Origin of the sequence: Microbacterium elymi, assembly GCF_021582895.2 — a bacterium.
Lineage (GTDB): Bacteria > Actinomycetota > Actinomycetes > Actinomycetales > Microbacteriaceae > Microbacterium > Microbacterium humicola.
Genome location: NZ_CP091139.2, coordinates 1,816,319 through 1,843,012, shown reverse-complemented (window position 1 = coordinate 1,843,012; position 26,694 = coordinate 1,816,319). Strand labels below are relative to the sequence as shown.

Sequence of the window (26,694 nt, the reverse complement as noted above, 5' to 3'; positions counted from 1 at the left end):
AGAAACGCCAACCACGTAACGGAAGTTGAGGTCGGCGTCGCTGACGAACTCCGCCCACTTCCGCATGTCGCCGTTCGCGGAGTACAGATGGTGCGCTTCATCGTTGAGGATGAGCGTTCGGTCGCCTTTTCCTGCGAGGGTCGGGCGGATCGAGCTTCGCGACGACGCGAAGGTCGCGTGATAGTTCTCGATGCACACGGTGCCCGGGACTATCGACTCGGTGCCGTTGATGACCGCGGGCGCCGTATAAGCGGCACCCGAGGGCATTGCGGCGCGCAGCGCTTCGCTCGCCGCGAGGCTCTTGAACTTTTCCGTGAGGCCCGCCTCGATTGTGAGCGAGGGGCAGAGCACCAGCACTTGGTCGACCGCGCCGGTCGCGAGCATTAGCGCGGCGATCCCATACATCACGTGGCTCTTCCCGGTGCCGGTGGCCAGGTCAAGGCTGCAGGACAGTTGGTCAGGGAAGATGAGCTTTCGCTCTGCGGATGCTTCCCCGCCATAGACGTCCTTGAGCATGGGGTTCGCGTCCAGATTTTCGCGCAGTAGCGCGCGGAGGCTCTCATATCGCTGCCCGAGCAAGTATCTGAGCGTTTCTCGGATCGCGTCTTTCTGATACTCGCGAGTCGAGCAGAGCGCGTCGAGGAACGGCTCGTATGGGTTCAGGTCGAGAACGTTGGGATCGATTGCTTCGGTGACTTTTCGATCCTTACTTGAAGAACGGAACGAAAGTCAGGCAGATTCAGCTCGGGATCAACCCGGAGACGCTTGCGCGGCTGGGTCAAGCAGGCCGAGATCGACGCAGGCCAGGCCCCGGGAGTCACGACCGTGGAGGCGGCGCGGATCAAGGAACTCGAGGATGAGGTCCGGGAGCTGCGGCGGGCGAACGAGATCTTGAAGACGGCGTCGCGTTTTTCGCCGCGGCGGAGCTCGACCGCAAGCTGAAGTAACCGGAGTGCCGACCGCGGTGCTCGTCGAGTACATCGACGGGCACCGCGACCGGTTCGGGGTCGAGCCGATCTGCCATGTCCTGCGCGACAGTGGCCTGCAGATCGCCCCGAGCACCTACTACGCCGCGAAGGCGCGTCCGCCGTCCGTGCGGGCCGTGAGGGATGCAGGACTGACCGAGGACATCCGCATCGTCCACAAGGCCAACCTCGGCGTCTACGGCGCCCGGAAGGTCCACGCCGCCCTCAACCGAGAAGGCATCGAGGTCGCGCGTTGCACGGTCGAGCGGCTGATGCGCACCGCGGGAATCCAGGGCATCCGGCGCGACAAGACCCGCAAGACCACCTTCGGGGAAGGCGCGGAGACCGACCGGCCCGCCGACCTCGTCAAACGCGCGTTCACCGCGACCGCGCCGAACCAGCTCTGGGTCGCGGACCTGACCTACATCCGCACCCACGCCGGGTGGACCTACGCCGCATTCGTTCTCGACGTGTTCTCCCGCCGCGTCGTCGGCTGGCAGGTGTCCACGTCGCTGCGCAACGATCTCGCCCTCGATGCGCTCGACATGGGCCTCTGGGAACGCCGCAGAGCCGGGCAGGACATCACCGGGCTGATCCATCACAGCGATGCCGGAGTGCAATACCGTGCGATCCGCTACACCGAGCGCCTCGCCGAGGCAGAGGCCGTCGCGAGCGTCGGAACGGTCGGCGACAGCTACGACAACGCGATGGCCGAGGCGCTGAACTCGTTGTTCAAGGCTGAGTGCATCCGCAACCCGATGATGCGCCCGAAGGGCGGGTGGGCCTCGGTCCGCGACGTTGAGATCGCGGTCGCCGAATACATCGACTGGTACAACCACCGGCGTCTACAAGGCGAAATCGGACACGTCCCGCCCGCCGAGTTCGAGGCCGCGCACTGGGAATCCCACGAGCCCGTCAGCTACGTTGGAGAACAGGTTCCGATCGGAGCCGGTCCCAGATAACCGAGCCTCCACAAAACCCGGGGCGCTTCAGTCGTTCCGCTTGGTCGCTGGCTTGGACAGCATGAGTAAGGACCGCGTGGCCGTTCTCAGTCAGCTCCAGGACGTTTCGGCGCCGGTCGCCCGTGTCCGGGCGAATTGCCGGCCTCGATCCCGGCCTTCCCACCCTCGAGGAACTGCCCTTTCCAGTTCCCGATCGCTTGCTCGGACACCTTCTCACGACGCGCGGCTTCGGCGATCGAGATCTCACCCTCCCGCACGGATAACACGATGCGGAGCTTCTTCTCCGCGGGGATCGTCGGGCGACGACTCATGATGACTCAGACCTTTCGATAGGGCGCTGCCTCAGCAACTACTACCCCTGCCACATAGGCTGACGCGCGACAGAATCACGCACCCAACTTGCTGCGTGGGATGCGGCGGCTCGGCGACTCCCATAGCGATGATGCGTAGGAACGGGCGCCCGTGGAGCCAGTCCTCGTTGCGCGCCACCGACTTCGGCAATGCAGTGACTTCTGGACACCAGACGCAGAATGCGTAGAACTACGTGGTCACTCTGACCTGGAAGCGATCATGATGGTCAGAGCCGCATCATCGCGGCGGGTGCATGAGGCAAGGGAGCCAAGTAGTGTCTGGGAAGATCATACCCACGGCGGTTCGTATGGGGCTGTTCATTGGAGGTCGGGAACGGCAGACGGCGGAGACGCTGGAGGTCGCCGATCCGGCTATGGCAGGCGTGATCGTGGGTGAGGCGGCCTCCGCTTCGGCCGATGACGTCGCCGACGCGGTCGCGGCGGCCAAGGCGGCCTATCCGGCATGGTCGTCGCTCTCCGCGGCCGAGCGCGCGCGTCAGATGGCCGACGCGATCGCCGGGATCGCGGACGAGCGCGACACGGATGCGGCGATCCTGTCGCAGGAGAACGGCAAGATCCGTATGGAGTCCTGGGTCGACGCCCTGGTGTTCGAGATCCGGTGGAACCTCGCGTTGATGATCGCGGACGAGGTCGACGCGGGTAAGACGCTGCCCGTGGTCCCCGGCATCCCGGTCAGCACCGAGGTGACGTTCCAGCCGCTCGGGGTGGTGACGATCATCGTCCCGTTCAACTGGCCGATCGCGATCCTCGCGGCCTCCCTTCCGCACGCATTGCTGGCCGGGAACACCGTGATCGTGAAGCCGCCGCCCTCGGCGCCGCTGGCGACGACCCGGGTCGTGCAACGGGTGGCCGAGAAGCTGCCCGCGGGTGTGCTGAACGTCGTCACGGGCAAGGACGAGAACATGGGCGGGCTCATCCAGAACCCGGACATCGCGAAGGTCTGCTTCACAGGGTCCGTCAACGGTGGCAAGCGGATCATGGAGATGGCCGCCAAGTCGCTGACCCGCGTGACGCTCGAGCTCGGCGGCAACGACGCGGCGATCTTCGCGGAAGACGCGATCATCGACGACGTGCACCTCGACCGGCTGTACGCGGCGATATTCGACTCCACGGGCCAGATCTGCATGAATGCCAAGCGCATCTATGTGCATCGCTCCCGGATGCAGGAGGTTGTGGACGGCCTGTCGGCGCGGCTCGAGAAGGCAGTCATCGGTTACGGGCTCGACGCGGGCACCACGATGGGGCCGCTGCACTCGCCCGTGCAGAAGGCGTTCGTCGCGGAGATCATCGAAGAGGCCAAGGACTCCGGCGCGACCGTGCTGGAGTTCGGCGAGCTGCCCGGCGGTGACCTCGCCGGCGGCAACTTCCTGCGCCCGGCGATCGTGGTCGACCCCGACCCGGAACTGCGGGTCGTGACGCAGGAGCAGTTCGGTCCGGTCATCCCGATCATCCCGTTCGACACCGAGGAGGAGGCCGTCCGCGTCGCCAACGACACCTGGGGCGGACTCTGCGGCAGCGTCTGGACGGCCGACCCCGAGACGGCGAAGCGCATCGGCAACCAGCTCGTCTGCGGCTACGTGTTCGTCAACGATCACGGAGCAACGCGGCTCGACCTGCGCGCACCGTTCGGCGGCATGAAGCAGTCGGGCATCGGCCGCGAGCAGGGCATCGAGGGCATTCGGGCGTTCCAGGACACCCGCTCCATCGGCACGATCGACCCCGAGGCACTCGCCGCGATGGCACACTGACCGTTCCCGCATGCCGAAGCCATCTCCGAGAGACGGCGGACACGGCTGATTCCCGCATTGAAAGCGGTGCGCGGTCGAACGACTCTTGCGTCAGCACGGGCTGTGCGGCATCCGCCGGGGCAAGCAGTTCGTCACCACGAAGGCTGATGGGGCGGCGTTCCGACCGCCGGATCACGTGCATCGCTGTTTCCGCGCGGACGAGGACGATCGGGACCGTCGGCGACGCGTATGACTGCGAGAGTGTCAGGTGCCTTCTGGCGGCCTGACTCTTGCTGACGACTGACCTCGAGGTTGGGGTGTCCTTGCTGTTGATCTGTCGTCCGCCAGAAGGCGCATCACCCTCGTGGTGCTGGCCAGGCGGGCGTGACCTCATAGGAGCCTGATCGCATCAGTGTCCCATCAGTGTCCCATCAGTGTCCCATCACAGTCCCGTCCACCCGACCGGCCAGCGTCACTCCCCCTGTCTGGCGTCGACACTCACAAACACGTCCACGTCTCCGTCGCGGTCGCGGTCGCGGTCGACGAGCTCGGCGCGGTCCTGGACCGCCGGTCGTTCGCTGCGGATTCCGGTGGCTACGGTCAGCTGATCGACTGGGCCGAGTCGTTCGGTGGGAAGCTCACCTTCGGGATCGAAGGCAAGGATCATGCGGAGCGGGCCTTGCTGGCGCAGTCCGGCGCCACGGCATCGGCGCGTTAGAGGTGATGAGAACGGACCGACGTGACCGGCGGCAAGACGAAGTCCGAGATCATCCGGTGCCTCAAATATCTTCTCGCACGCCAACTCTGGGCCGCGATGCGCCCTATCCGCGAAGCCCGACCACCCCTCCGGATGGCCGCTTGACAGATATAGGAGCATCAACGCACTCGCCGAAACGGTCGTGGGGCTCTACAAGCCCGAGTGCATGATGATCGACGGCCCGTTCCGGACCGCCGACGAGCTCAAGCTCGCCACGTTCTCCTGGGTGCACTGGTTCAAAGAGAACAGGTTGCACTCTTCGATCGGATACCTCACACCCATCGAAAAGCAGGACGAGTACTACCGTGACATCAACTCCCAGAGCCAGCCGGCGCTGGGAGAACTCATCTTCCACTAAACCCGGGGCGATTCAGTTTCCGCCGCGATGCCATCGGCTACTCGATATCGAGGATACCGGGTAGATCGCCGTCAACCACGGGATGTACCCGCTCGATCCTCCCGGCGTCGCCGAGGCGCTGCGACCATCGAGATCCTCCCCTCGCTGCGGGCGCCTCCTACCGCGGATCCCTCGATGCCATGCCGGCCCGCGGAAGTGGACGAGCGGAATCCGCGGAGCGCGCCCATACCGGATTGCCTCATACCGCCGAAGGGCGCCAAAGGTCCAGGCGGATGACGGCACGATCGTTGACTCAGACGTAGACCAGGTTGCCCGGCGACGCGCCGAGCGGCTTTCGGATTCGCTGTCCAGACCGATCCGCCTGTTCCGCCCAACGAGTCGTTAGCGACCCCGATGGCGTCGTCTTCGTTCATCTAGAAAGGTCGGGGATGACAGGTCCGAACGGTTCCTGGGCTACGACGCGCGATCTCCCCTCCGGGTTCAGCCGCCAATGACACCCGGCTTGCCCGGATCTGCCGGGAGCGCTTCATGTTTGAACGGCGGGTTGGACGGATCAAGGTGACGGCGATGGATCAACAATCTCCATATCATCGAGTCTCTCGCCCGGCTTGTATGTTCCACCGAAAAGGTCCGAGCCGTCGTCCGTCAACCGGAGATCGATGACGCGCCATGAATCGGACGTTTCATCGATCGGTGTCGCCTCGCCGCGTGCGATCTCAACGCGGGGCATGGCACTGGGAGCGAGCCACGGATACTCGATCGTCACCGCGAGCACGGTACCGACGAACTCAATGGCGGGGTGCTTTATCGGCACCAACAGCATGCCGTGATGCCCACCGAATCGCACCTCCCCTACAAACTTCCGCTGAGGTGGGTCGGTGCCTGCGGTCGGTACGGGAACTATCTCGGGAGTAAACCGAAAAATCTCTCCGCAGTCGACCGCGCCGTAAGCCTCCACCGCCGCGCCATCGGGAAGACGCTCCACATACGCGCGGAAGCTCTTCTTCACGCTCCAATACAGCCCGGGTTCGCGTTCCATGTCCTCTTCCCGTGCCCCTACAGATCCAGGACGAGACGTCGTGAGCAACTTCGGGATACGCAGATCATCATGAAAGTGTTCTGCGCCTTCTCCGCGTCGGAGAGCACGGAATCCCGGTGGTCTGGAACGCCCTCGATCACCTCGGCCTCGCAGGTCCCGCAGGTCCCCTCCTCACAGGACGCGAGAACCTGCACACCCGTTTCGCGCACGACGTCTAGGATCGAGCGCCCGATGGGAACGGTGACGCTCACCCCGCTCGACGCCAGCTCCACTTCGAACTCCGAATCCACGGTTGCCCCTTCCAGCTGCTTCGGTGAGAAGTACTCCACTCGGGGCGGCATGCGCCCCACGGCTTTGCATGCATCGTCGATCGCCACAAGCAGCCGGGCGGGGCCACAGCAGTACAGGGCGGTCTCCGGACCCAGACCGTTCACGAGCTCCACCACGTCGATCCGTTCCCCCTCGCTGCCCGCGAAGAGGCGGACACGGTCCGCCCAGGGGCTCAGATGTTCCAGGAAAGCCATGTTGGAGCGTTCTCGGCCGCAATAGTCCAGACTCCACGAGGCACCCGAGCGTGCGACCGCATAGATCATCGGGAGGAGCGGGGTTATGCCGATTCCCCCTGCAACGAAGCGGTACTCGGAGGCCTCTATCAGGGGGAAGTGGTTCCGCGGTCCTCGGACCCAGAGTTTGTCGCCGGCCGACACGTGGTCGTGAATGTACTGCGAGCCACCCCGACCGTTCGCTTCTCGCAGAACGGCGACCGTCCATGTCCCGGCGCGAGTCGGGTCACCGGTCAACGAGTACTGGCGAAGCGTCCCGTCGGGCAAGGTCACCTCGATGTGTGCGCCCGGTGCCCACTCGGGCAGCGCCGCGTCATCGATCCCACGCAACGTCAGCTGGGTAATGGCCGCTGAGACGGTCGACTTGTCGACCACGACCACATCACCGGCCCACTCCACCGGTTCCACTGCATCGCCGTGCACGGGTTGTCCCTCACCGGCGAGCAGGTCGCCGAGAACTGTTCCAGTAAAGGACGTAGGCGTTGTGACCATGGCTGCTCCATCGCAATAGGCGTTCCCCTCAGTCTTTTCGGCGATGGATGATTCGGCACGCGTGTTTCTACGTGATTGGCGCACCGGCGGTGAGACGGCTGCGTTCACGGGTCACCCACGCAACCACCTGCGAACGCGATTCGAGTGCGAGCTTCGAGAGCACACTGGCGACGTACCCCTCGACCGTGCGGGGCGAGAGGACGAGACGCTCTGCGATCCGGCGGTTGCTGAGACCATCCGCAAGCAGGTCTGCCACCTGGCGCTCACGAGCGGTGAGGATATCGCCGTTGGAACCCGTCACGGCTGCTGAATTTTTCGTGTCGACCGCATAGGCGAGGAGCGACTCGTAATCCAGCCGTGCACCCTCAGCGAGGAACGAATCAAGCTGCGTAGGGCTGATGGCGGCTTGCAACGCGGCGTAGCAGTCGTCGGACCGCTCCGCAAACTTCGTCCCGAAGGCGGCTATCGACGTGCCGAGGTCGGACCAGATGGCTCGCGCGGCTCCGAGCAGCCGGGCCGCGCGCTGAAGCTGACGACGCGACGCCGACATCCAGGCCAGCGAGTCGATCTTCAGTGCCGTGCCGACCCGATCGAACGCCAGATTCATCCGCAACGCATGCTGGAGGCGCGCGCTCGCCGTCTCGTAGTCGCCCGCCATCCAGATGCCGTAGGCGTAAGCCCAGAGAAGCTGGGACGTGCCCCAGCGCTCCGTCTCGTGCTCGGGTCTGCTCGGGTTGCCGTCGTCAAGCTCACGGATCTCGTCGTAGTGGCCCGTCTCCGCGAGCGCGAGCGCGTAGAGCATAGATACGAAGTGCGGGCCCGGACACTCATCCCGCGTAGCCGCCGCGAAATAGGCGTGAGCCGCTCCGAGCCGTTCGAGAGCGATGTCGAGATCGCCTCGCCACAGATCCGCCGTGCCGCGAAACAGGTGGACGTACGCCCGCAGGCGGTCGTCTGCGAGGCTCTCTGCGATCTCCCACGCTTCCGCGAGGCGAGCCTCGGCTGCCGTCGCATCGCCCTGGAGGATCGATATCCACGCGCTGACCCAGAGGGCATCGCCGCGGACCTCCGAAGGTTCGTCGCTCCCCGCGAGAGCGCGGTTCATCCACCTACTGCCGTCCCGAAGGAACCCATCAACCGCCCAGTGGATGCGCAGGTTTGCCGCGAGGCGCATTCCCCGCGACTGAGCTCCGGCAGCGGTGAAGCTCCACTCCAGCGCCCTCGCGAAGTTCGACCTCTCCGTCCGCATTGCCGTCACGACATCCGGTTGTGACGAAGATCCCCAATCGTCGCACGCGGTCTGTGCCACAGAGGCGAAGTAGTCGAAATGGCGCTCCGAAATCGTGTCGAGCTCTCCCGAGGCGCTCAGTTGCTCCCGCCCATACTCGGCGATGGTCTCGAGGAGCCGAAAGCGGATCGAAGCGCCGGTGGATGTGGCGACGATCAGCGACTTCGCAACGAGGTGGTCGATCACGGCCCAGACCGCGTCGGCGGACCCCTCGCTGCCACAGACACGCTCCGCGGCAGCGAGGTCGAACCCTCCGGCGAACATGGAGCATCGCCGCCACAACACGCGCTCCGACTCCGTGCAGAGGTCCCAACTCCAGTCGATCATGGACCGGAGAGACTTGTGCCGAACGGGCACGGAGAGGTCTTTGGTCGCGATCGAGAGCCGGTCGGCAAGGCTCGTCGCGACCTCTCCGATCGTGAGTGAACGAAGCCGCGACGCAACGAGCTCGATGGCGAGCGGATTGCCCTCCAGTCGAGAGCATACGGAGGCCACCATGCGCCAGTTGTCCTCGTCGACGCGAAAGCCGGGGCGAACCGCCGAAGCACGATCCAGCAAGGCTTCACCGAGTCGAACTGCGCCACGTGATACGGGTCGACCATCGCGTCGGCGTCCGGTACCCCGAGCGGCTGGACGGGGATGACCCGTTCGCGAACGCTGTCGAAGGCCTCCCTGCTGGTGGCGAGAACGTGAATGTCGCGCCCACTGGAAAGAATCCGTGTGATCAGCTTGATGGCGGGCCCGAGTTGGGACTCGCAGTTGTCGAAGATCAGCAGCGCCCGCAATGATCGGAGGTAGCTGATCAGCCGGCCTTCCGATCTTCGCTGGGAATGATCCGGTCCCGCGATCGCGTCGAGCACATAATCCTCGATCTTCACGTCTACGGGTAGCTCCGAGAGATCGATGAACCACACGCCGTCGGGATACTTCGGCAGGACGTCCTCCGCGACCGCGATGGCCAGCCTCGACTTGCCGATGCCCCCCGGCCCGGTGAGCGTGACGAACGATGTCTGCTCGAGCGCGCGGCGAACAGCCGTTCTGGCTGCTCGCCGCCCGACGAGCGATGTCGCGGGGACAGGCGCATTTCCCCCGTCAGCACGCGTCATGGTGCTTGTACCCTACCCGTGGGTGCACGCGTGCTAGCGGATGCGAATGGGCATGCTGGCGTAACCGCGGGTGGAGTTGTTGAGTTCGCGCGTCGGCTCGCCGACGAGCTCGATCGTCTCCACGCGCTCTGCCAGTGCCGTGAACAGGGCCTGGGCCTCCATGGTGGCCAGCGTGCGCCCAGGGCACGAGTGCGTACCGTGATCGAATGCGAGGTGATCGGTCGGATTGCGGCGTACGTCGAAACGGTCGGGATCTGCGTAGCGACGTTCGTCTCTGTTCGCTGCGCCATAGGAATGCACCACCCGAGAATCCGCAGGGATCACCACTCCTTCGCCGAGGTCGACGTCGCGCGTCGTCGCGCGCGAGAAGAACTGGATGGGCGACTCCAGACGCAGCCCCTCGAGGAACGCGCTGGGGACGAGCGACTTGTCCTGCCTGACGATGTCCCACTGACCCGGGTTCTGAGCGAACAGCATGAGCAGGCTGCTCATCGCGTTGATGGTGGTGTCCAGCGACGCATGCAGAATCCCCGTCAGCGCGATCGGAACCACTTCGCGTGGGATGTCGCCCCGGGCCGCTGCGGCGTGCATGACCCCGCCGAAGCTCTGAGCGGGCATCTTATCCTCGGTCGCGTGTGTCCTGACGTACTCGATGCCCGCCTGCAGCTTGGGGAAGGAGTCGATCATTCTCTGGTTGCCTTCGGGACCGAGCGCGTTGAAGGCACCCTCCGCCCATTCGAGCATCTGTTCCCGCCCGTCGGCGGGCCATCCCACGAGGTCCATGATGATGTTCAGCGGGAGATCCTTGGCGAAGTCCTGCACCCCGTCGAACGTCCCGCGTGCAAGCAGAGCGTCGACCACGTCCTCGGAGCGCTGCTTCAGATCACCGAGGGCGTGGCGCACGAAACGTGGGCGAAGCGTGTCATCGAAGATTTTCCGTCGGTTGGTGTGCTCGGGCGGGTCGGATTCGAGGACCGAACCGCTCCAGGCGGCACGTCCGTCCTCGCTCAGCGCAACTCCCCCCATGTGGGCGGAACTGAAGGTCGCCCAGTCCGCGAGAGCGGATTTCACCACGTCGAACCGGGTGATGATCCACATGTCGTACTTCGTCATGTAGGCGGCTGGACCGAGATCGCGCAGCTGCTTGTAGTGCGGGTATGGGTTCGCCAGCACCTCATCACTCCAGATGTCCAGATCCGTGTGAACGTGCTCCTGATTCGCGAGTGTGACCGTCACGTGCTCTACCTTCCTGAGAATGAGGGCCCGCGGTCCACGTATGCTGCCAACATTGGCAGCGCGTGATGCGCCGGAAGAACCGGCCCGGCTTGTCACGCGGGGCTTCTTCAACCGTGGGTCCTCGATGACCTGTTCTCATCGTCCCCGTCTCGGGCGGATCTCCCATCCGTGGAACTACGTGATTGTCACCCTGCTCACAAACACGCGAGAGTCGAATCAGGGCGGCGAGGAAGACGATCGGTCCACGGAGAGTAGGCCGATGGCAGTCACATTCCGCGATTCGCGGCCGACCTCTTCGCAGCCCACAGCGCCAATTGCGTTCGGGAGCGGAAACCGAGTTTGGCGAGCGCGTGAGTCAGATGACCTTCGACCGTACGGACCGACAGGGTGAGCCGTTCTGCGATCTCTTCGGTGCTGAGTCCCTCGCCCACGAACCGGGAGACTTCGTTCTCCCGCGGCGTGAGGTGTCGTTCATCCGGGCTGCTGTTCGCGAGCGCCTTGCCCAACGCATAGTTGATCAGTTCTTCGACATGCAACGCCCGGCCTGCGGCAACACGCGAGTCGAACCTCGCGGCGGACATCGTCAGCCGCAGTGCCTCTTCGCATTCGTGCGCGTGTCGCGCAAAGTGGATACCGAACGCGGAGATGGATGTGCCTAACCGCTTCCACAGCTGTTGAACGCCGCCCAGCAGTGTCGCCGCACGCTCGTACTCGCGGCGGGACGCCGCGACCCACACCAGCGTCTCGAGCTTCAACGCCGTTCCCGTCTGATCGAAGTCGAGTCGCAGGTTCAGGGAACTCTCGACGAGCGTGTGTGCGGCCTCGTGATCCCCGGCGAGCCAACGGCAGTACCCCAGCGCCCACAGCGATTGGGCCCGCCCCCACCTCTCGCCGCTGCGGCCGCTTACGCTGAGGGCCTCCGTCGCCACGGACTCGGCCTCCTCGGCCGATCCCGCTTCCGCGAGAGCGAGAATGAGCATCATCGATGTGAACAGGAGCGCGCCCGCATCCTCCGCGCCACGGAAGAATTCGAGGGCGCTCCTAAGGCTGGTCACCGCATTGTGGGCGTCACCCACCCATAGCAAGGCGGTGGCTCGAAGCACCTGCGCTCGGGTGGAGGCGATCCGGTCGTCTCCTGCGAGCGCGAGCTCCCCGGCCTCGTCTAGCGCAACCGAGCAGGCCCCGGCGTCGCCCTGCAGGATCGTGACCCAGGCCAGCACCCACAGGGCAGTAGGCCTCATCCCCGCATCGGTCGTCGTGGCGTCGAGAGCACGTTGGAGCCACCTCCTTCCGTCGCGGATCGACCCGTCGATCGCCCAGTGATACCGCAGATGTGTGGCGATCTCGAGCCCTGCCTCCTCTTCTCCCGGAGTCGCAAGGCTCCAGCCGAGAGCTCGTGTGATGTTGGCCTTCTCCGCTCGGATCTTGCGTATGGATGCGGTTTGTTCAGCGGTATCCCACGCTCGCGCAGCGTCAGCCGTCATCGAACGGAAATAGTCACGGTGCCGGCGGTCGTAGTGCACACGCTCCGCAGACAGATCGAGCTGCTCACGCCCGAACTGCCGAACGGTCTCCAGGAAGCGGAAGCGCAGCGATGAGGGTCCACGCGTTGCAACGAGGATCGAGTTGGACACGAGCGAGTCCATTACTCGCCATATCTCCTCGCTCGGCAGCCGTTCATCCGAACACACCTGGCGTGCCGCGTCGAGGTCGAAGCCATCTGCAAATGGGGAGGCGCGCTGCCAAAGAGTGCGTGCCGCCGGCTCGCAGAGCTCCCACGACCATCCGATGACGGCCCGCAAGGAAGTATGACGGGCGATCGTTGCCGGGTCCTTGGAACAAAGCGCCAGACGGTCGTCCAACGTCTCGAGAAGCTGCGCCGGCGTCAGCGAGCGCAACTGGGACGCGGCGAGCTCGATGGCGAGGGGCCATCCTTCGAGCCGGGAGCAGACGGCGGCCACCTCCCGAAAATTGGACTGGTCCAGGTCGAAGGACGGCGATGCGGCCATGGCCCGGGCCACCAGGAGCCGGACCCCGTCGAAGGCCCGCACCTCGGCCGCATCCGTCACCAGATCAGGATCGGGGACGGCGAGGGGCGGCACCTGGACCACCCGCTCGCCGACACTGTCGAGCGCGATACGGGACGTCGCCAGGACGCTGAGTCCACGCGCGGTGGCCAGCATGTCCGAGGTGACGACGGATACTTGACGGCTCACATGCTCGCAGTTGTCCAGTATGAGGAGCATCCTCTTGCCTGCCACAACGTCGTTCAGCCGTCGGCCGGACGGCGTCATCGAATGGTCCCCACGCGTGAGGGATTCCAAGATCGCCTCATCGATAGGACCGCCAGCAGGCACGTTCGACAAGTCCACGTGCCACACACCGTCGCCGTAATGAGCACGCTCGCTTTCCGCGACGGCGATCGCGAGACGGGACTTGCCGATGCCGCCGGGACCGGTCAATGTCACGAGCGGCACCTTGCGTAGCGCTCTGACGACCTCCCTGAGGGAGTCGGCCCGTCCGACCATGGACGTGGTGGGAACGGGGAGGCAACCGAGTGGAAGCCGCATCTGTGACGCCCGCTCGACCATGTCGGTTCAGTCGAAAGTCAGAACCGGCTTGACGACCGCGCCAGACTCACTGTCGGCAAAGGCCTGCGCGATGTCGGCGAACGCGTACCTCCGGATGAGTCTGTCGAACGGGAACTCCCCCGCTAGGTACAGTTCGATGAGTTCCGGGATGAAGAGTTGCGGGATCGCCCCGCCTTCCACGACGGACGTCACCCGGATGGCCTGCGCCACGGCAAGCGCGAGGTTCACACGTGTCTCGGCTTCGGGGTTCGCGGCGGCGAGAAGGATGGCGTGGCCCCTGTGCCCGAGCGACTGGATCATGCCATCCACTACTGCGGCGTTCCCGGTCGTGTCGATGGCGTAGTCCACGCCGGACCCCGTGATCGTGGCGAGTGCTTCGGCGACGTCCCCATGCCCGGGATTCACGGTGTGAGTGGCACCCAGTTCGCGTGCGAGATCGAGGCGGGCGTCGACCATATCCACCGCGACGATCGTCTGCACCCGCGCTACCCGCGCCGCCAGGATCGCCGACATGCCCACCGCGCCGGCGCCGAACACCACCAGCGAACCGTCCATTCTTGGCTTCAAGACGTTCAGGACCGCACCTGCACCCGTCTGGACGCCGCAAGCCCAGCGGAGCGAGCGTCTCGAGCGGAACGTCCTTGCGGACCTTCACCACGCTACGCACCGGCACGTTCGCGAACGACGCGAAAGCAGACTGGCCGAAGAAGTGCGAGTTGACCTGTCGGCCTTCCTCATCGGTGAGCGAGGTCGTACCGTCGCCCCTGCCCCCCGCGAAGTTCTGAACATAGGAGTTCGCGCAGAAGGAGGGGTTGCCGGTGAGGCAGTCCACGCACACACCACAGCTCGCGACAGTCAGCACCACGTGATCGCCCGGCTCCAGGTGAGTCACTCCCTCGCCGACACGCTCGATCACGCCGGCACCCTCGTGCCCGAGGACGATGGGGAACGTCGTCGGGATCCAGCCATCTCGGACCGCCATATCGGTATGGCACACCCCGGTTGCCACCATCCGCACCTGCACCTCGCCGGCGCGGGGTTCATCGAGTGTCAGCTGCTCGATATCGAAGTCGCGGTGAAGGTCGCGGGTGACCGCAGCGGTGATGGTGAAGGTCATGGGTAGGCTGCCTTTCGTCATTTGGCCGTTCGACAGTCGCCAAGCGACGGTCTCGGTGACAGTCCCGCCGCGCATCCGTCGCAGAGAGCGGATCCTCGGGTCCGATCTCGACGCTGCTTCTGCGCTGAGGAAGCGTCGCCAACAGTCTCGTTGGCGCCGGCCCGTTCCGGCCGCGTAGAACTACGTGTTTCGTCGCATGGGGACTCGCCAGGCGAACCGCGACCGGCTCTTGTGTGCCATCGCGTAGTTCTACGGGGTCGTGATCGAGGTGTGCCGTTGACCATCGACTCAACCGTACGAAGCGACGGGCCGTTGGAGACAAAAGGAGCGCACCGTGTCAACGCCGACAATTGCACAGTCCGGATTCGAGACAGATGTCGATCTGTGGTCCGATGAGGTACTCGCCGATCCCTACCCCACTTTCCAGCGCCTGCGGGACATCGGCCCGGCCGCGTATCTGACGAAGTACGACATGTGGCTGACCACGCGCTACGACATCGTGAAAGGCGCGCTGAACGACTGGGAGTCCTTCAGCTCGGCACATCTCGGAGGCATCGCACTCAACCCGGGGACGAACATCGCCTGGCACGGCTCCGCACTTAACACTGATCCCCCGGAGCACTCCGTTCCCCGCACCGTGTTCGACAACGCACTGCGCCCTCGTCACCTTCGCAACTCGTTGCCCGACATCGATGCACGCGCTCACCGGCTTGTGGACATCCTCTTGGAGAAGGGCGAGTTCGATGGGGTTCAGGACTTCGCGCGCGATCTGCCCCTCCACATCGTGATGGATCTGGTGGGGTGGCCCCAAGAAGGCCGACGGGAGATGCTCGAATGGGCGGAAGGCGCCTTCAACGCGGCGGGTCCCGAAGGCAATCCCCGGACGGTCGAGGGCGTGAACCGCGTCGTCGCCGCGATGAAGTTCCTGTCGGAAACGGTGAACGCAGACAACATCGCCCCTGGCAGCTTCGGAAGCATCATCTTCCAAGCAGCCGAATCCGGCGCACTCCCCCGCGAGTTCGTCCCCATCACCCTCGCCGGCTACCTCAACGCGTCGCTCGACACCACCATCAACGCGGTGGCGAGCACCCTGTGGCTTTTTGCGACCCACCCTGAACAGTGGCAGTTGGTGCACTCCGACCCGACCCTGGTCCCTTCCGCCTTTTCTGAAGGTGTGCGGATGGAATCGCCCATTCAGTTCTTCTCACGGGCCACGACGCGCGCCGTCGATCTCGGCGACGGTTGCGTGATCCCCGCCGATTCCCGTGTCGTCCATTCGTACGGAGCCGCGAACCGGGACGAACGCCACTACGCCGATCCCCACGTCTTCGATGTACGACGCAACCCGACGGATCATCTCGCATTCGACTTCGGCGTGCACGCGTGTCCGGGCCGAACTCTCACAACGATGGAGGGACACGCACTCTTCACCGCACTCGCAGAAAAAGTGTCAACGATCGAACTGACGGCCGACCCGACCTGGACCCCCAACAACATGACGCGCGGTCCATCATCCGTGCCGGTGCGGATTCGCGCCGCATAGTCCCCTCCGGAGTGTCATTGACCGTGTCACCGGTACCGACAGCCCTTCGGCGAGACGCTGTAGCGTCGTCAGCGAACTTCTCCGCGTCAATGCAGATTTTCATTCGGCTCCTCATGTCGATGAGATGTCATTCCGGCTACGACTTTGCCGCGGTGCACGACGATGCGGGGGTGCGGTGCATCTGAGATCGCTTCGATCACCCCGGATGACGGCACCAAGACGAAGTCCGCCTGCGCGCCGACGAACGCTCCCGCAACGGGGAGCCCGAGAAGTGCCCGCGCCGACGAGCTGACCGTGTCGTACGCCTCATCGGCGCCAAGGTGGCCAGCTGCGATCGTCAATCCTGCGACGTCGAAAGGATCAAAGCGCCCCAGCGGGTTGAACGGATCACGGACGTTGTCTCCGCCCGCCGCGACGAGTACGCCTGCGTCCAACAGCTCGCGTAGAGGTGCCAGTCCACGTGGCCGGCCGATCGAATCCGACCGCCCTTGCAATTAGAGGTTGGTCAAGGGGAGGGTGACCACGCCGATGCCAACTGTGTGAACTTTCGCGGCTCTTCCCAGATGAGGGTGTAGGTCGGCCGGGAGCGTCGGTCCGCAGATAGACGTCGAGGTCTCCCGACGACGGAGGTTCCTACGCCATCCATCCGAAAGACCTCGACGTGTCCGACGCTACCCCGCCGGCCGGCTTCGGCCGCCCTGACCTGACCGCCTTCGCGTCTCATCCCAATCGACCCTGATCGGGTCTGCTGATCCTCTCGACGAGAACGCAGCGACATCACAGCCACCCAACCCCGACCGTCCGGGAAGCCGGGGCACGTCGCATGGCCTGTGCTGCGGGCGTGTCGAGTGGGTCGTCCAGGGGCGACGCAGGAGCGTCGACGCGACGTGCTGAGAGGTGGTTCTAAGGCATGGCGATAGGTCAGGAACGGCGTCGCTCCCTGCGCAGGAGGGAGCGCAGAGTCTCGGCGTTCGCGTAGCCGACCCGTAGCGCGATCTCGGCGGAGGTGAGGTCCGTGGTTGCTGAGAGGTGCCGAGCTCGTTCGATGCGAAGCCGTTGGACGAAGCCGAGCGGAGTGAGGTTGAGCGCCGCACGGACTCGTCGTTCGAGGGTGCGCCGGCTGGTGCCGAGCGACTGCGCGACGAAGGCGACGTTGAACGGTTCGTCCAGGCGGGCGCGCACGAAGCGTTCGAACTCGACGACGATCGGGTCCTCGTGCCGGAGATGTTCGTAGGCGACGAAAGCCGCCTGCGACGGACGCTCGTCGATGATGAGGAGCTTGGCGACATGTTGGGCCAGGTCGGGGCTGATCGATCGCACGAGTGAGAGCGCGAGGTCGATGTGGGCGAACGCGGCGCCGGCGGTGACGAGGTTCCCGTCGACCACGACCATGGTGTCGAGATCGAGGGCGACGGTCGGATAGCGCTTCAGGAACTCCGGCCCCAGGAACCAGCTGGTCGTCGCCCGCCGATGATGCATCCGTCCGGTCTCGGCGACAGCGAACACGCCGGTGCACGCCGCGGCGATCCGGGTGGTCGCCTCGTCGAGGCGCCCGAGCGAGGCGATGACCGAACGAGCATCTCGGCTCTGGAGGGCGTCGTTGGTAGCGGCGGCCGTAAGGGTTCCAAGCGCAGGGACGACGACCACGTCGAACTCTCCGGACTCCGACAGCGGGTGGTCCACCGACAGGGTCATCGATGCCGTCGTGGTCACTCGCCGTTTCGGTCCGAGGATGGCGAGTTCGATCGGGTCGATCCGCGGGTCGACATCGCCGCGGGCTCCGTCGGCCACCCGCACGATGTCGATGATCGACGCGATAGCCGAACCCAAGCAGCCGTCGATCGCGATCAGTCCGATACGCATGACGTAAACAATAGCAATACTGCCGTATACGCCACTCCCCACCGGCCCTCGCTCGTCATACGCTGAACTCGTCCCACGAAGAACCCCGACGTCAAGGAGAGTCCCTCATGTCCACACCCGCATCACTTCCGTATGCCTTCGTCGCCAAGATCGTCGCGGCCGATGGACAGCACGACGCGGTCGCCGATCTGCTCGCCGGCGCTGTCGCACTCGCCAACGAAGAAGTAGGAACGATTGTCTGGTTCGCGGTCAGGACCCACGCCGACACCTTCTGGATCTTCGATGCATTCCCCGACGAAGCCGCTCGCGACGCCCACGCCAACGGCGCCATCGTCGCAGCCCTGATGGCCAACCAGCACCTCCTCGGCGCAGCACCCGAGATCCTGGCGGCCGACGTCCTCGCGTCCAAGCTCCCGTAGTCCGCCAACGCACGAGACGATCGCGCCCCGCCGAGCCGTCGCCAGGTCGCGACGCAACGCCACGCTGCGTTGCCGAGCGGTGCGAGGCCTATCGGCACACGGACAGGATGCCGGCCGCGAGCGCTCAGCCGGCGAGGGGTCCGTCGCAGAGGAGAGCGACGTCGGTGTCGGGCAGAGCCGTGAGGCCAGCGCATCGCGCGACCACCAGAACGGTTCGCCGGAGCCGCCTGTCGGAATCGAACGGACGACCTGAATCACGTCGGCTTTGCGTCTATCGCTTGATGCGCCCACTGGGCGAACGAGCCGCTGACCTGCGCAAACGCCGAGCGTGGAGGACGCCGCCATCCGGTGGTGACCGACGACGACCGACCAGTACCGACCGTTTCACCGGAGCTTGCGGCGGCGTCGAAGCCGAGCAAGCTCCATTCTTTCAGCTCACCGCGCCATCCTCCTCGCCGGCCCCGTCGTCGGCGAAGACGTTTCAGGGGTCTTCTCAGATGACGGTGTAGGTCGGCCGGGCGCGTCGGTCCGCAGATAGACGTCGAGGTCTCCCGACGACGGAGGTTCCTACGCCATCCATCCGAAAGACCTCGACGTGTCCGACGCTACCCCGCCGGCCGGCTTCGGCCGCCCTGACCTGACCGCCTTCGCTCGACTCGACGGCCTCGGTCTGAGCGTGACCGGACAACGACTTGAACCGGATCGTGCGGTCCTCGCGTGCCGCGTGGTGGAACCAGATCAGTGGTGCCGACGGTGCGGCAGCGAAGGCGCCGCTCGTGACACCGTGATCCGGCGGTTGGCCCACGAGCCGCTGGGCTGGCGACCGACCGTGCTGGAAGTTGTAGTGCGCCGCTACCGCTGTGCCGACTGCGGACACGTGTGGCGCCAAGACACCAGCGCCGCGGCGGAGCCACGCGCGAAGCTCTCGCGCACCGGGCTGCGGTGGGCGCTGGAAGGGATCGTGGTCGCACACCTCACCGTCGCCCGTGTCGCCGAGGGACTCGGGGTCGCGTGGGACACCGCCAACAACGCGGTCCTGGCCGAAGGCAAGCGGCTGCTGATCAACGACCCCACGCGGTTCGAGGGCGTGAAGGTCATTGGCGTCGATGAGCACGTCTGGCGCCACACCAGGCGTGGCGACAAGTACGTCACCGTGATCATCGACCTCACCCCGGTCCGCGATGGCGCCGGCCCAGCAAGGCTGCTGGACATGGTCGAGGGCCGGTCGAAGGCGGCGTTCAAGACCTGGCTCGCCGACCGCGACGACGCCTTCCGTGACGCGGTCGAGGTGGTCGCGATGGACGGCTTCACCGGGTTCAAGACTGCCGCTGCAGAGGAGATCCCGGACGCGGTCACGGTGATGGATCCCTTCCACGTCGTGCGCCTGGCCGGTGACGCCCTCGACAGGTGCCGGCGCCGGGTCCAACTCGCGATCCACGGGCACCGTGGGTTCAGGGACGACCCGCTCTACAAGTCGCGGCGCACGCTGCACACCGGCGCGGACCTGCTCACCGACAAGCAGAGCGACAGGCTACGCGCGCTGTTCGTTGATGACGCTCACGTCGAGGTCGAGGCGACCTGGGTGTCTACCAGCGCATGATCGCCGCCTATCGCCACGAGGACCGGCAACGTGGCCGCGAGCTCATGGAGAAGCTGATCACCGACCTCAGCGCCGGCGTCCCCAAGGTGCTCACCGAGCTCACCACCCTGGGCCGGACCCTGAAGAAGCGAGCCGCCGACGTGCTCGCCTACTTCGAACGACCCGGCACCAGCAACGGGCCGACCGAGGCACTCAACGGACGGCTCGAACACCTGCGCGGCTCCGCACTCGGGTTCCGCAACCTGACCAACTACATCGCCCGAAGCCTGCTCGAGACCGGCGGCTTCAGACCCCAACTCCTACACCCCCGATTGGGATGAGCCTCGTTGGGTCACAGCGACGGTGAACTGTCGCGCGACATCGTGCTCGCGCACTGTGCCGCACTCGTCGACGCCGTCGACATCCCGATCAGCGCCGACCTGGAGGGCGGGTTCGGCGACGGTCTCGACGAGGTCGCCGAGACGTACGCCCGCGCCGCCCGGATCGGCCTGGCCGGGGCATCCATCGAAGACTCCGTGCCCGACGACGCGGCGCCGATCCGAGATTCCGCCGCAGCGCCGAACGGGTGCGTGTCGCGGCCGAGGCCGCGCACGCCGTCGACCCCGCGTTCGTGGTCACCGGGCGGGCCGAGAACTTCCTGCACGGGCGGGAGGACCTGCCCGACACGATCGCCCGGCTTGCAGGCGTATCAGGATGCCGGAGCCGACGTCCTCTACGCCCCGGGGCTGATGCGCGCCGACGACATCCGCGCGGTCGTGACCTCGGTCGACCGTCCGGTCAACGTGCTGCTGCGGCGCGGCGGCCCGGGCGTCGCGGAACTGCGGGCACTCGGTGTGGCGCGGATCTCGGTCGGCGGGCGCTTCGCGTTCGCCGCCTTCGCCGCGGCGGACGCCGCGGCGCGAGCATTTCTGGACGAGGGCCGCGAGCCCGGGACGGCCTGATCGCGGGGTGACCACCCGCTCGACCGAGGTCGCCCCAAGTACCCTGGAGGCATGCACCGGATCTTCACCACCAGCGTCGCGGCGGTCTACCCGCTGTACCTGACCAAGCTGGAGAAGAAGGGCCGTACCGCCGAAGAGCTGGACGAGGTGATCGGCTGGCTCACCGGCTTCGACGACGCGCAGCTGCATCGCCACCTCGCAGACGGGTCGACCTTCGAGGAGTTCTTCGCCGACGCGCGGCTGAACCCGAACGTGTCGCTGATCACCGGGATGATCTGCGGGGTGCGGGTCGAAGAGATCGAAGACCCGCTGATGCAGAAGATCCGCTACCTCGACAAGCTCGTCGACGAGCTTGCGCGCGGCAAAGCGATGGACAAGGTGCTCCGGCGCGCGTAGCGCCGCCCGACGGATCGGTCCGGTCCGGCTACACGTCCGGCTCGACTGTGCGCGCGGCATCCCACGGCACGGTCCAGCCCAGCGTGTCGAACATGCCGGACAGGATGATCGCGGTGAATCCCCAGATCAGCCGTCCGTCGAGCTCGAAGGCGGGCATCGGGGGCAGGTCCACCCCGCGCATGCGCGTGACGTTGACCCGGTTGGCGGGGTCGAGCAGGCGCGCGACCGGCGCCCGGAAGACCTCGGCGGTCTCGGCCGCATCCACCGCGTGCACGGGGGATGGATGCCGCCACCAGGCCGGCACCGGGGTCACGAGGTGGTTGCTGACCGCCAGTGGCAGGTCCGGCAGCGGGTCGAACAGCTCGAGCCCGTCCGGGTCCAGGCCGGTCTCTTCGACCGCCTCGCGCACGGCGGTGGCGCGGATGTCGCCGTCGGCCGGCTCCACCCCGCCACCGGGAAACCCGATCTGGCCGGGATGATGCAGCAGACTCGATGCGCGGCGCAGCAGCAGCACGTCCGCATGCGCCGGGTCGACGGGATCCGGGTGGGCGCCGTCCCCGTGCAGGACACCGTCCAGCGGACCGAAGAGGATGAGTACCGCGGATCGCCGCGCCAGCTCCGCGTTCACCGACATCCGCTCCGAGGCGAACTGCCGCCAGTCGAAGCCCGTCCGGCCCAGCGCCGCCAGCGCCGAGCGGACATCGGTCGTGGTCTGCGGGGCCTTCATCCCCTCAGCGTATGCCGCGCCGCCCCCACCGGATCGCCGGATCCGCCCGCCGACCGGAGCCGGCGGGGCACGTCGCGACGCGCCGACGACGCCGATCGGCGAGACTGACTCCATGCGCACGATCGGGATGCTGGGCGGGATGAGCTGGGAGTCGACGGCCGAGTACTACCGGCTGGTGAACGAGCTGGTGCACGAGCGGCTCGGCGGCTACCACTCCGCTCGGGTGATCATCGACTCGGTCGACTTCGCCGAGATCGAGGCCGCTCAGGTGGAGGACCGGTGGGACGACGCCGGCCGTCAGCGCGGCGCGGCGCTGTAGGGCTACCTCGAGCCGCCGGACCGATCGCCGAAGCCGGCGAACAGCGCGTGCAGGAGCGGCAGGGCCGAGATCGACATCAGCACGATGCCGAGGACGTCGTCGCTCGGCCGCAGCAGGATGCCGCCGATGAGCAGTCCGGCGAACAGCACCGCCGAGACCACCCGGCGTGCCGCGCGCTCGAGCCGGCGCATGCGCCGGTCGACGCTCGGCGTGTGCGCGGTCAGCCGGCCCTCTTCGAGGAGGCTCACGAGGGAGTCCAGTCGCTGCCGGCAGCCGCGCGGTGACCCCGGCGACGGTCAGCGCCTGGCGGGCGAGCTCGCGCACCGTGCTGCCGCCCTGGTCGCGCAGCAGCCGCTGCGCATACGGCTCGACCGCGTGCCACATGTTGAACCGCGGGTTCAGGGCGGTGCAGACGCCGGACATCACCGAGACCGCCCGGATGATGAGCAGGAAGTTCTCCGGCAGCTGGAACGGCATCGTGCGCATCACGTCGCTGAACCGGCGGGCGAAGTCCTCGAACTCGCGCGGGTCGACCTGCCAGATCCGACAGCGCCATGCCGCCGAACCGGTCGAACAGCTCGTGCATGGCCCGTTCGAGCTCGCCCGAGTCGGCCCCCGGCAGCAGCACGCCCATGTCGCGGATCGCGCCGACCAGCCCCTTGCCGTCGCGGGCGGCGACCGCGATGAGCACCTTCTGCAGACCCTGCCGAAGCCCGTCCGGGATCTCGCCCATCATCCCGAAGTCGACGAACGTGAGCGACCAGCCGCGTTCGGTGCCCGGTCGCGGTGTCACGAAGATGTTGCCCGGGTGCGGGTCGGCCTGGAAGAAGCCATGGATGAACAGCTGCTCGAACATGACGCCGGCGAACGTGTCGGCCACCTCGGCCGGATCGATCCCTGCGGCCTGCAGCCCGGCGATGTCGTTGATCTTGATCGCGGTCACGTCCGACAGCGTCAGCACGCGCCGGGTGGTGCGCTCCCACACCGGCTGGGGCGCATCCACCCGTGCGTCGTCCGCGAAATCCTCGGCGAAGCGCTCGGCGCTCGCCGCCTCGTGCAGGTAGTCCACCTCCTGCCGGCTGGTCACCGCGAACTCCTCGACCAGGGCCGGCAGGTCCACGCGCGCGGCGATGAACCGCACCCGGCTGAGCCATCCCGCGATCCGCCGCAGCGCCGCGAGGTCGACCTCGATGACCGCGTCGATCCCCGGCCGCTGGATCTTCACGACGACGTCCGTGACTCCCGCCTGCGCGGCATCGGCCGTGGACAGTCGCGCCCGATGCACCTGCCCGAGGGATGCCGCGGCCACCGGCTCCGGATCGAAGAAGGAATACGCCCGATCCAGCGCCACCCCCAGCTCGGTCTCGGCGAGCTCCAGGATCGGGGCGAACGGCACCGGCGGCACCTCGTCCTGCAACGACTCGAGCTCACCGGTGATCTCGGGCGGCAGCACGTCCAACCGGGAGGAAAGGAACTGCCCCACCTTGATCATCAGCCCGCCGAGATCGACCGCCAGCACGTGGAAGCGCCGGGCGATCCGCTCGAACCGGGCGGACCGGCCGGCCCGGGCCAGCCGGCCGAGACCGATGCGGGCAGCACCAGGCCGAACCACCACTCCTGCACCATGTGGCGCAAGCGCGAAGCGCATGATCCGGCGATAGCGGACACGCGTCGCCCTGGCGTCGGTCATCGGCTCCCCTTGGCCCCGGCCTCGCCGGCGGCATCCGCTCAGTCTTGCGCGAGAATCGAGTAGAGCCTACGCCGGGCGTCGTCGATGACCGCCACCGCCTGCTCGACCTGGTCGGCGGATCCGTCGTGGGCCACCTGCATAGCCACCTGCGCCAGCTTCGCCCCCGCCTTGGGCAGCGCGGCGGCGCGCGCGGCGCTCTTGGCCATCGACGACTCCCACGGCGCGTCGCCCTCGGCCGCCTCGGCCTGCTCGCGGCCGGCGTCGGTCAGAGAGTAGGTCTTCTTTCCGTCGGCGTGGTCGACCTCGACGAGGTCCTCGTCGGCCGGCAGGCTGCAGGGTCGGATAGACCGATCCCGGGCTCGGCTTCCATGCGCCGCCGGAGCGCTCCTCGATCTCGTGGATGAGCTGGTAGCCGTGCATCGGCTGCTCCCGGAGCAGGGCGAGGATCGCCGCGCGCACGTCGCCGCGCCCCATCCGCGGACCGACCCGCTGCTCGAACGCCTCCCGCAGATTGCCGACGGCATCCCACAGTCCGAAGCCCAGCGGCCCGAAGTCCGGGCGGTGCGAGTGATCGTCGGGTCGTCCGCTCGAATACGAACCGTTCATGGTGATCCTCCGTTCGATGACGGTGCCCCACCGAGGGGCGTTACCGATAGTCAACGATATATCGTTCAGACCCGAGGTGGAATACCCCGAGGCTGGTCAGGTTGGCGCTGGCATGAAGGCAGTGCGATTCGACCGGTACGGCGACGTGGATGTTCTGGACGTGCGGGAGGTCGCCGATCCGGCGCCCGGACCGCATCAGGTGATCGTGCGGGTGCGCGCGGCCGGCATCAACCCGGGCGAGGCGGCGATCCGACGCGGCGATCTGGACGCCCGCTGGCCCGCGCACTTCCCGGAGGGCGAGGGCAGCGACCTCGCCGGCGTCGTGACCGAGGTCGGCGCGGAGGTCACCGGGTTCGCGGTCGGCGACGAGGTCTTCGGCTTCACCAACGATCGCGCGAGCCACGCCGAGCTGGTGGCCGTCGACGACGACCAGCTCGTGCGCAAGCCCGCCGCGGTGCCGTGGGATGTCGCGGGGGCGCTGTTCGTGGCGGGCACCTCGGGCCGCGCGATCACCGATGCCGTCGGCATCCAGTCCGGCCAGACGGTGGTCGTCGTGGCGGCCGCCGGCGGCGCCGGCGTGTTCGCGACCCAGCTGGCCCGCAACGCGGGAGCGCGGGTGATCGGGCTGGCGAGCCCGGAGAACCACGAATGGCTTGCGCGGGCTCGGAGTGGTTCCGGTCGACTATCACGGCGAGGGGCTGGCGGACCGCATCCGTGCTGCTGCCGAGGGCCGGCCGATCGCGGCGCTGCTGGACACGCACGGAGGCGGATACATCGAGCTCGGACTCGACCTCGGCGTCGAGCCGGCGCGCGTCGCGACCATCGCCGACTTCACCGCGCGAGAGAAGGGCGCGCAGTGGGTCGGACACGACGCGGCCGCCACCCCCGCCGTGCTCGCGGCGCTCGCCGGCGAGATCGCCGCCGGGCGCCTGGAGGTGCCCATCGCGGCCCGCTATCCGCTCGCCGAGGTGCGGGCGGCGTACACCGACCTGGAGCGCCGGCGCACACGCGGCAAGATCGTGCTCGTGCCCTGACCGATCCTGCGGCGGCGTCACGCCGCGGTCCAGGAGCGCAGCTTGTCCGGATTGCGCACCACCCAGATGTGCGTGATCCGACCGTGCGCGACCTGGAAGGCGTAGACCGACACGATGACGCCGTCCCGGACGGCCACCAGACCGGGCTGGCCGTTCACCGTCCGCTCGCGGATGGTCAGCCCGGTGAACAGCTCCCGGAGCCGGACGAACGCGCGCGCGAACTGCTCCGCGCCCTCGATCGGACGCAGGCACGGTGTTGACCCGCCCGCCGCCGTCGCTGACCGCGATGGCGTCGGGGGCGAGGAGGGCGACGAGGGCGTCGATCTCGCCGTGCTCCCAGGCACGCTTGAAGTCTCGGATGACCGCCGCCTGCTCGGCGGTCGGCGGGGCGGGCGTGCGGGCCGCGCGGATGCGTGTGCGGGCGGACGATGCCAGGCTGCCGGCAGGCTGCGGCCGTGCGACCCACGATGTCGGCCACCTCGGCGAAGGAATAGCAGAACACGTCGTGCAGGATGAAGGCGACGCGTTCTGCGGGCGTGAGGGACTCCAGCACGACGAGGAATGCCATGTTGATCGACTCGTCGAGCGTGACCCGATCGGCGGGGTCGACCGGGGCATCGCCGGACAGCGCGACGCGCCAGTCCGATCCGCCGGGGACCGGCTCGGGGATCCACTCGCCCACGTAGCTCTCGCGGCGCACCCGGGCCGAGGTGAGCAGGTTCAGGCAGAGTCGGGTGGCGACCGTGGTCAGCCACGCGCCCGGTGAGGCGATGGCATCCCGCTCGACCCGCGACCGGGTGTACCAGCGGACGTAGGCCTCCTGCACGACATCCTCGGCGTCGGCGACCGAGCCGAGCAGGCGATAGGCGACGTTCATCAGTTGACGGCGCTCCCCCTCGACCTCCGGCGATCTCGGGTCGGGCTCGCCGGGCGGCGGGTACGTGTCGGTCATGATCTCGCCCATTCCCCTCCGGGATGTCTCTC

General features: G+C 66.9%; 25 protein-coding genes, 6 pseudogenes and 1 other annotated feature. Of the genes and pseudogenes, 12 read left to right on the top strand and 19 right to left on the bottom strand.

The features are described from left to right. Nucleotides 1-3: 3 nt before the first annotated feature. Nucleotides 4-663 (bottom strand): annotated as a pseudogene (locus L2X98_RS10040) (DEAD/DEAH box helicase family protein); the annotation flags it as partial. Nucleotides 664-765: 102 nt separating this feature from the next. Here L2X98_RS10040 and L2X98_RS10035 point away from each other — a divergent pair. Both L2X98_RS10035 and L2X98_RS10030 read left to right on the top strand, forming a co-directional pair. Beyond that, on the top strand, nt 766-942 hold the full coding sequence (locus L2X98_RS10035; protein ID WP_435526184.1) for a hypothetical protein: 177 nt from the start codon (nt 766-768) through the stop codon (nt 940-942). Next, nucleotides 905-1,057: a sequence feature (AL1L pseudoknot), on the top strand. (Overlaps the previous gene by 38 nt.) Next, nucleotides 953-1,927 (top strand): IS3 family transposase, encoded by a 975-nt coding sequence (locus tag L2X98_RS10030; RefSeq protein WP_259610819.1) that lies wholly within the window; start codon nt 953-955, stop codon nt 1,925-1,927. (Overlaps the previous feature by 105 nt.) Before the next feature lie 86 nt (nt 1,928-2,013). Here L2X98_RS10030 and L2X98_RS10025 read toward each other — a convergent pair whose 3' ends face one another. Then, nucleotides 2,014-2,238 carry a helix-turn-helix domain-containing protein gene (locus L2X98_RS10025; RefSeq protein WP_259610818.1) on the bottom strand — a complete coding sequence of 75 codons (225 nt, stop codon included), beginning with the start codon at nt 2,236-2,238 and terminating at the stop codon, nt 2,014-2,016. 293 nt (nt 2,239-2,531) lie between these two features. Here L2X98_RS10025 and L2X98_RS10020 point away from each other — a divergent pair, with 293 nt between their 5' ends. Beyond that, on the top strand, nt 2,532-4,046 hold the full coding sequence (locus L2X98_RS10020; protein ID WP_259610817.1) for an aldehyde dehydrogenase family protein: 1,515 nt from the start codon (nt 2,532-2,534) through the stop codon (nt 4,044-4,046). 451 nt (nt 4,047-4,497) lie between these two features. Here L2X98_RS10020 and L2X98_RS10010 read toward each other — a convergent pair whose 3' ends face one another. Beyond that, nucleotides 4,498-4,692, bottom strand: a complete 195-nt coding sequence (locus tag L2X98_RS10010; RefSeq protein ID WP_259610816.1) for a hypothetical protein — start codon at nt 4,690-4,692, stop codon at nt 4,498-4,500. Nucleotides 4,693-4,810: 118 nt separating this feature from the next. On the opposite strand from L2X98_RS10010, the gene L2X98_RS10005 reads away from it, so the two are divergent. Beyond that, nucleotides 4,811-5,140: an integrase core domain-containing protein gene (locus L2X98_RS10005; protein WP_354003039.1), complete on the top strand. Its 330-nt coding sequence runs from the start codon at nt 4,811-4,813 to the stop codon at nt 5,138-5,140. Nucleotides 5,141-5,211: 71 nt separating this feature from the next. On the opposite strand, the gene L2X98_RS20895 is transcribed toward L2X98_RS10005, so the two are convergent. The 9 genes and pseudogenes from L2X98_RS20895 to L2X98_RS22280 all read right to left on the bottom strand — a co-directional run. Then, complete coding sequence (locus tag L2X98_RS20895; RefSeq protein ID WP_354002737.1) at nt 5,212-5,553, bottom strand: aldehyde dehydrogenase family protein; 342 nt, start codon at nt 5,551-5,553, stop codon at nt 5,212-5,214. A gap of 140 nt (nt 5,554-5,693) precedes the next feature. Next, a complete protein-coding gene (locus L2X98_RS10000) occupies nt 5,694-6,149 on the bottom strand; it encodes an HtaA domain-containing protein (RefSeq protein ID WP_259610815.1) in 456 nt (151 codons plus the stop codon). 47 nt (nt 6,150-6,196) lie between these two features. Then, the gene (locus tag L2X98_RS09995) at nt 6,197-7,165 is read right to left on the bottom strand and encodes a PDR/VanB family oxidoreductase (RefSeq protein ID WP_259610814.1); all 969 of its coding nucleotides are present in this window, start codon (nt 7,163-7,165) and stop codon (nt 6,197-6,199) included. Nucleotides 7,166-7,301: 136 nt separating this feature from the next. Beyond that, the gene (locus L2X98_RS09990) at nt 7,302-8,849 is read right to left on the bottom strand and encodes an ATP-binding protein (RefSeq protein ID WP_259610813.1); all 1,548 of its coding nucleotides are present in this window, start codon (nt 8,847-8,849) and stop codon (nt 7,302-7,304) included. Continuing rightward, nucleotides 8,846-9,628, bottom strand: a complete 783-nt coding sequence (locus L2X98_RS09985) for an ATP-binding protein (RefSeq protein WP_259610812.1) — start codon at nt 9,626-9,628, stop codon at nt 8,846-8,848. Before L2X98_RS09985 ends, L2X98_RS09990 begins: the two co-directional genes overlap by 4 nt. A gap of 33 nt (nt 9,629-9,661) precedes the next feature. Then, on the bottom strand, nt 9,662-10,864 hold the full coding sequence (locus L2X98_RS09980) for a cytochrome P450 (RefSeq protein WP_259610811.1): 1,203 nt from the start codon (nt 10,862-10,864) through the stop codon (nt 9,662-9,664). Between the two features lie 266 nt (nt 10,865-11,130). Then, nucleotides 11,131-13,392 carry an ATP-binding protein gene (locus L2X98_RS09975; protein WP_354003038.1) on the bottom strand — a complete coding sequence of 754 codons (2,262 nt, stop codon included), beginning with the start codon at nt 13,390-13,392 and terminating at the stop codon, nt 11,131-11,133. 69 nt (nt 13,393-13,461) lie between these two features. Continuing rightward, a complete protein-coding gene (locus L2X98_RS09970) occupies nt 13,462-13,995 on the bottom strand; it encodes a zinc-binding dehydrogenase (RefSeq protein WP_259610809.1) in 534 nt (177 codons plus the stop codon). A 166-nt stretch (nt 13,996-14,161) separates the two neighbouring features. Continuing rightward, nucleotides 14,162-14,437: pseudogene (locus tag L2X98_RS22280) on the bottom strand (alcohol dehydrogenase catalytic domain-containing protein); the annotation flags it as partial. A 469-nt stretch (nt 14,438-14,906) separates the two neighbouring features. Here L2X98_RS22280 and L2X98_RS09960 point away from each other — a divergent pair. Continuing rightward, nucleotides 14,907-16,115 carry a cytochrome P450 gene (locus tag L2X98_RS09960; protein ID WP_259610808.1) on the top strand — a complete coding sequence of 403 codons (1,209 nt, stop codon included), beginning with the start codon at nt 14,907-14,909 and terminating at the stop codon, nt 16,113-16,115. Between the two features lie 86 nt (nt 16,116-16,201). On the opposite strand, the gene L2X98_RS09955 is transcribed toward L2X98_RS09960, so the two are convergent. Continuing rightward, nucleotides 16,202-16,609, bottom strand: coding sequence for an amidohydrolase family protein (locus L2X98_RS09955; RefSeq protein WP_259610807.1), 408 nt, complete (start codon nt 16,607-16,609; stop codon nt 16,202-16,204). A 427-nt stretch (nt 16,610-17,036) separates the two neighbouring features. Further along, on the bottom strand, nt 17,037-17,978 hold the full coding sequence (locus tag L2X98_RS09950) for a GlxA family transcriptional regulator (RefSeq protein WP_259610806.1): 942 nt from the start codon (nt 17,976-17,978) through the stop codon (nt 17,037-17,039). Between the two features lie 107 nt (nt 17,979-18,085). On the opposite strand from L2X98_RS09950, the gene L2X98_RS09945 reads away from it, so the two are divergent. The 4 genes and pseudogenes from L2X98_RS09945 (at nt 18,086) to L2X98_RS09930 (ending at nt 21,334) form a co-directional block, all read left to right on the top strand. Further along, on the top strand, nt 18,086-18,397 hold the full coding sequence (locus L2X98_RS09945; RefSeq protein ID WP_033107114.1) for a putative quinol monooxygenase: 312 nt from the start codon (nt 18,086-18,088) through the stop codon (nt 18,395-18,397). 595 nt (nt 18,398-18,992) lie between these two features. Further along, nucleotides 18,993-20,317 (top strand): annotated as a pseudogene (locus L2X98_RS09940) (ISL3-like element ISPfr2 family transposase). Between the two features lie 6 nt (nt 20,318-20,323). After that, entirely contained in the window at nt 20,324-20,938 is a 615-nt protein-coding gene (locus tag L2X98_RS09935; RefSeq protein WP_259610805.1) for an isocitrate lyase/phosphoenolpyruvate mutase family protein, read from the top strand. Between the two features lie 51 nt (nt 20,939-20,989). Then, nucleotides 20,990-21,334 carry a DUF2200 domain-containing protein gene (locus L2X98_RS09930; protein WP_259610804.1) on the top strand — a complete coding sequence of 115 codons (345 nt, stop codon included), beginning with the start codon at nt 20,990-20,992 and terminating at the stop codon, nt 21,332-21,334. Between the two features lie 28 nt (nt 21,335-21,362). On the opposite strand, the gene L2X98_RS09925 is transcribed toward L2X98_RS09930, so the two are convergent. Then, complete coding sequence (locus L2X98_RS09925; RefSeq protein ID WP_259610803.1) at nt 21,363-22,061, bottom strand: NUDIX hydrolase; 699 nt, start codon at nt 22,059-22,061, stop codon at nt 21,363-21,365. Between the two features lie 112 nt (nt 22,062-22,173). On the opposite strand from L2X98_RS09925, the gene L2X98_RS09920 reads away from it, so the two are divergent. Further along, the gene (locus L2X98_RS09920) at nt 22,174-22,380 is read left to right on the top strand and encodes an aspartate/glutamate racemase family protein (RefSeq protein ID WP_290427303.1); all 207 of its coding nucleotides are present in this window, start codon (nt 22,174-22,176) and stop codon (nt 22,378-22,380) included. A 2-nt stretch (nt 22,381-22,382) separates the two neighbouring features. Here the strand turns inward: L2X98_RS09920 and L2X98_RS09915 are convergent. Both L2X98_RS09915 and L2X98_RS09910 read right to left on the bottom strand, forming a co-directional pair. After that, nucleotides 22,383-24,070 (bottom strand): annotated as a pseudogene (locus L2X98_RS09915) (ABC1 kinase family protein). 38 nt (nt 24,071-24,108) lie between these two features. Next, nucleotides 24,109-24,676 (bottom strand): annotated as a pseudogene (locus L2X98_RS09910) (PadR family transcriptional regulator). Here L2X98_RS09910 and L2X98_RS20885 point away from each other — a divergent pair. Both L2X98_RS20885 and L2X98_RS09900 read left to right on the top strand, forming a co-directional pair. Continuing rightward, nucleotides 24,675-25,061: pseudogene (locus tag L2X98_RS20885) on the top strand (alcohol dehydrogenase catalytic domain-containing protein); the annotation flags it as partial. The pseudogenes L2X98_RS09910 and L2X98_RS20885 sit on opposite strands and share 2 nt — an antisense overlap. A gap of 268 nt (nt 25,062-25,329) precedes the next feature. Further along, entirely contained in the window at nt 25,330-25,710 is a 381-nt protein-coding gene (locus tag L2X98_RS09900; protein ID WP_259610801.1) for a zinc-binding dehydrogenase, read from the top strand. Between the two features lie 17 nt (nt 25,711-25,727). Here L2X98_RS09900 and L2X98_RS09895 read toward each other — a convergent pair whose 3' ends face one another. Continuing rightward, a complete protein-coding gene (locus L2X98_RS09895) occupies nt 25,728-25,868 on the bottom strand; it encodes a hypothetical protein (RefSeq protein ID WP_259610800.1) in 141 nt (46 codons plus the stop codon). Between the two features lie 17 nt (nt 25,869-25,885). Then, nucleotides 25,886-26,662, bottom strand: a complete 777-nt coding sequence (locus L2X98_RS09890; RefSeq protein WP_259610799.1) for a sigma-70 family RNA polymerase sigma factor — start codon at nt 26,660-26,662, stop codon at nt 25,886-25,888. Nucleotides 26,663-26,694 lie beyond the last annotated feature (32 nt).

Coding starts and splice junctions, on each gene's coding strand:
- L2X98_RS10025 (WP_259610818.1), bottom strand. CDS start 2,238: ATGAGTCGTCGCCCGACGATCCCCGCGGAGAAGAAGCTCCGCATCGTG.
- L2X98_RS10020 (WP_259610817.1), top strand. CDS start 2,532: ATGAGGCAAGGGAGCCAAGTAGTGTCTGGGAAGATCATACCCACGGCG.
- L2X98_RS10010 (WP_259610816.1), bottom strand. CDS start 4,692: ATGATCCTTGCCTTCGATCCCGAAGGTGAGCTTCCCACCGAACGACTC.
- L2X98_RS20895 (WP_354002737.1), bottom strand. CDS start 5,553: ATGAACGAAGACGACGCCATCGGGGTCGCTAACGACTCGTTGGGCGGA.
- L2X98_RS09990 (WP_259610813.1), bottom strand. CDS start 8,849: ATGATCGACTGGAGTTGGGACCTCTGCACGGAGTCGGAGCGCGTGTTG.
- L2X98_RS09985 (WP_259610812.1), bottom strand. CDS start 9,628: ATGACGCGTGCTGACGGGGGAAATGCGCCTGTCCCCGCGACATCGCTC.
- L2X98_RS09975 (WP_354003038.1), bottom strand. CDS start 13,392: ATGGTCGGACGGGCCGACTCCCTCAGGGAGGTCGTCAGAGCGCTACGC.
- L2X98_RS09950 (WP_259610806.1), bottom strand. CDS start 17,978: ATGCGTATCGGACTGATCGCGATCGACGGCTGCTTGGGTTCGGCTATC.
- L2X98_RS09945 (WP_033107114.1), top strand. CDS start 18,086: ATGTCCACACCCGCATCACTTCCGTATGCCTTCGTCGCCAAGATCGTC.
- L2X98_RS09930 (WP_259610804.1), top strand. CDS start 20,990: ATGCACCGGATCTTCACCACCAGCGTCGCGGCGGTCTACCCGCTGTAC.
- L2X98_RS09925 (WP_259610803.1), bottom strand. CDS start 22,061: ATGAAGGCCCCGCAGACCACGACCGATGTCCGCTCGGCGCTGGCGGCG.
- L2X98_RS09920 (WP_290427303.1), top strand. CDS start 22,174: ATGCGCACGATCGGGATGCTGGGCGGGATGAGCTGGGAGTCGACGGCC.
- L2X98_RS09890 (WP_259610799.1), bottom strand. CDS start 26,662: ATGACCGACACGTACCCGCCGCCCGGCGAGCCCGACCCGAGATCGCCG.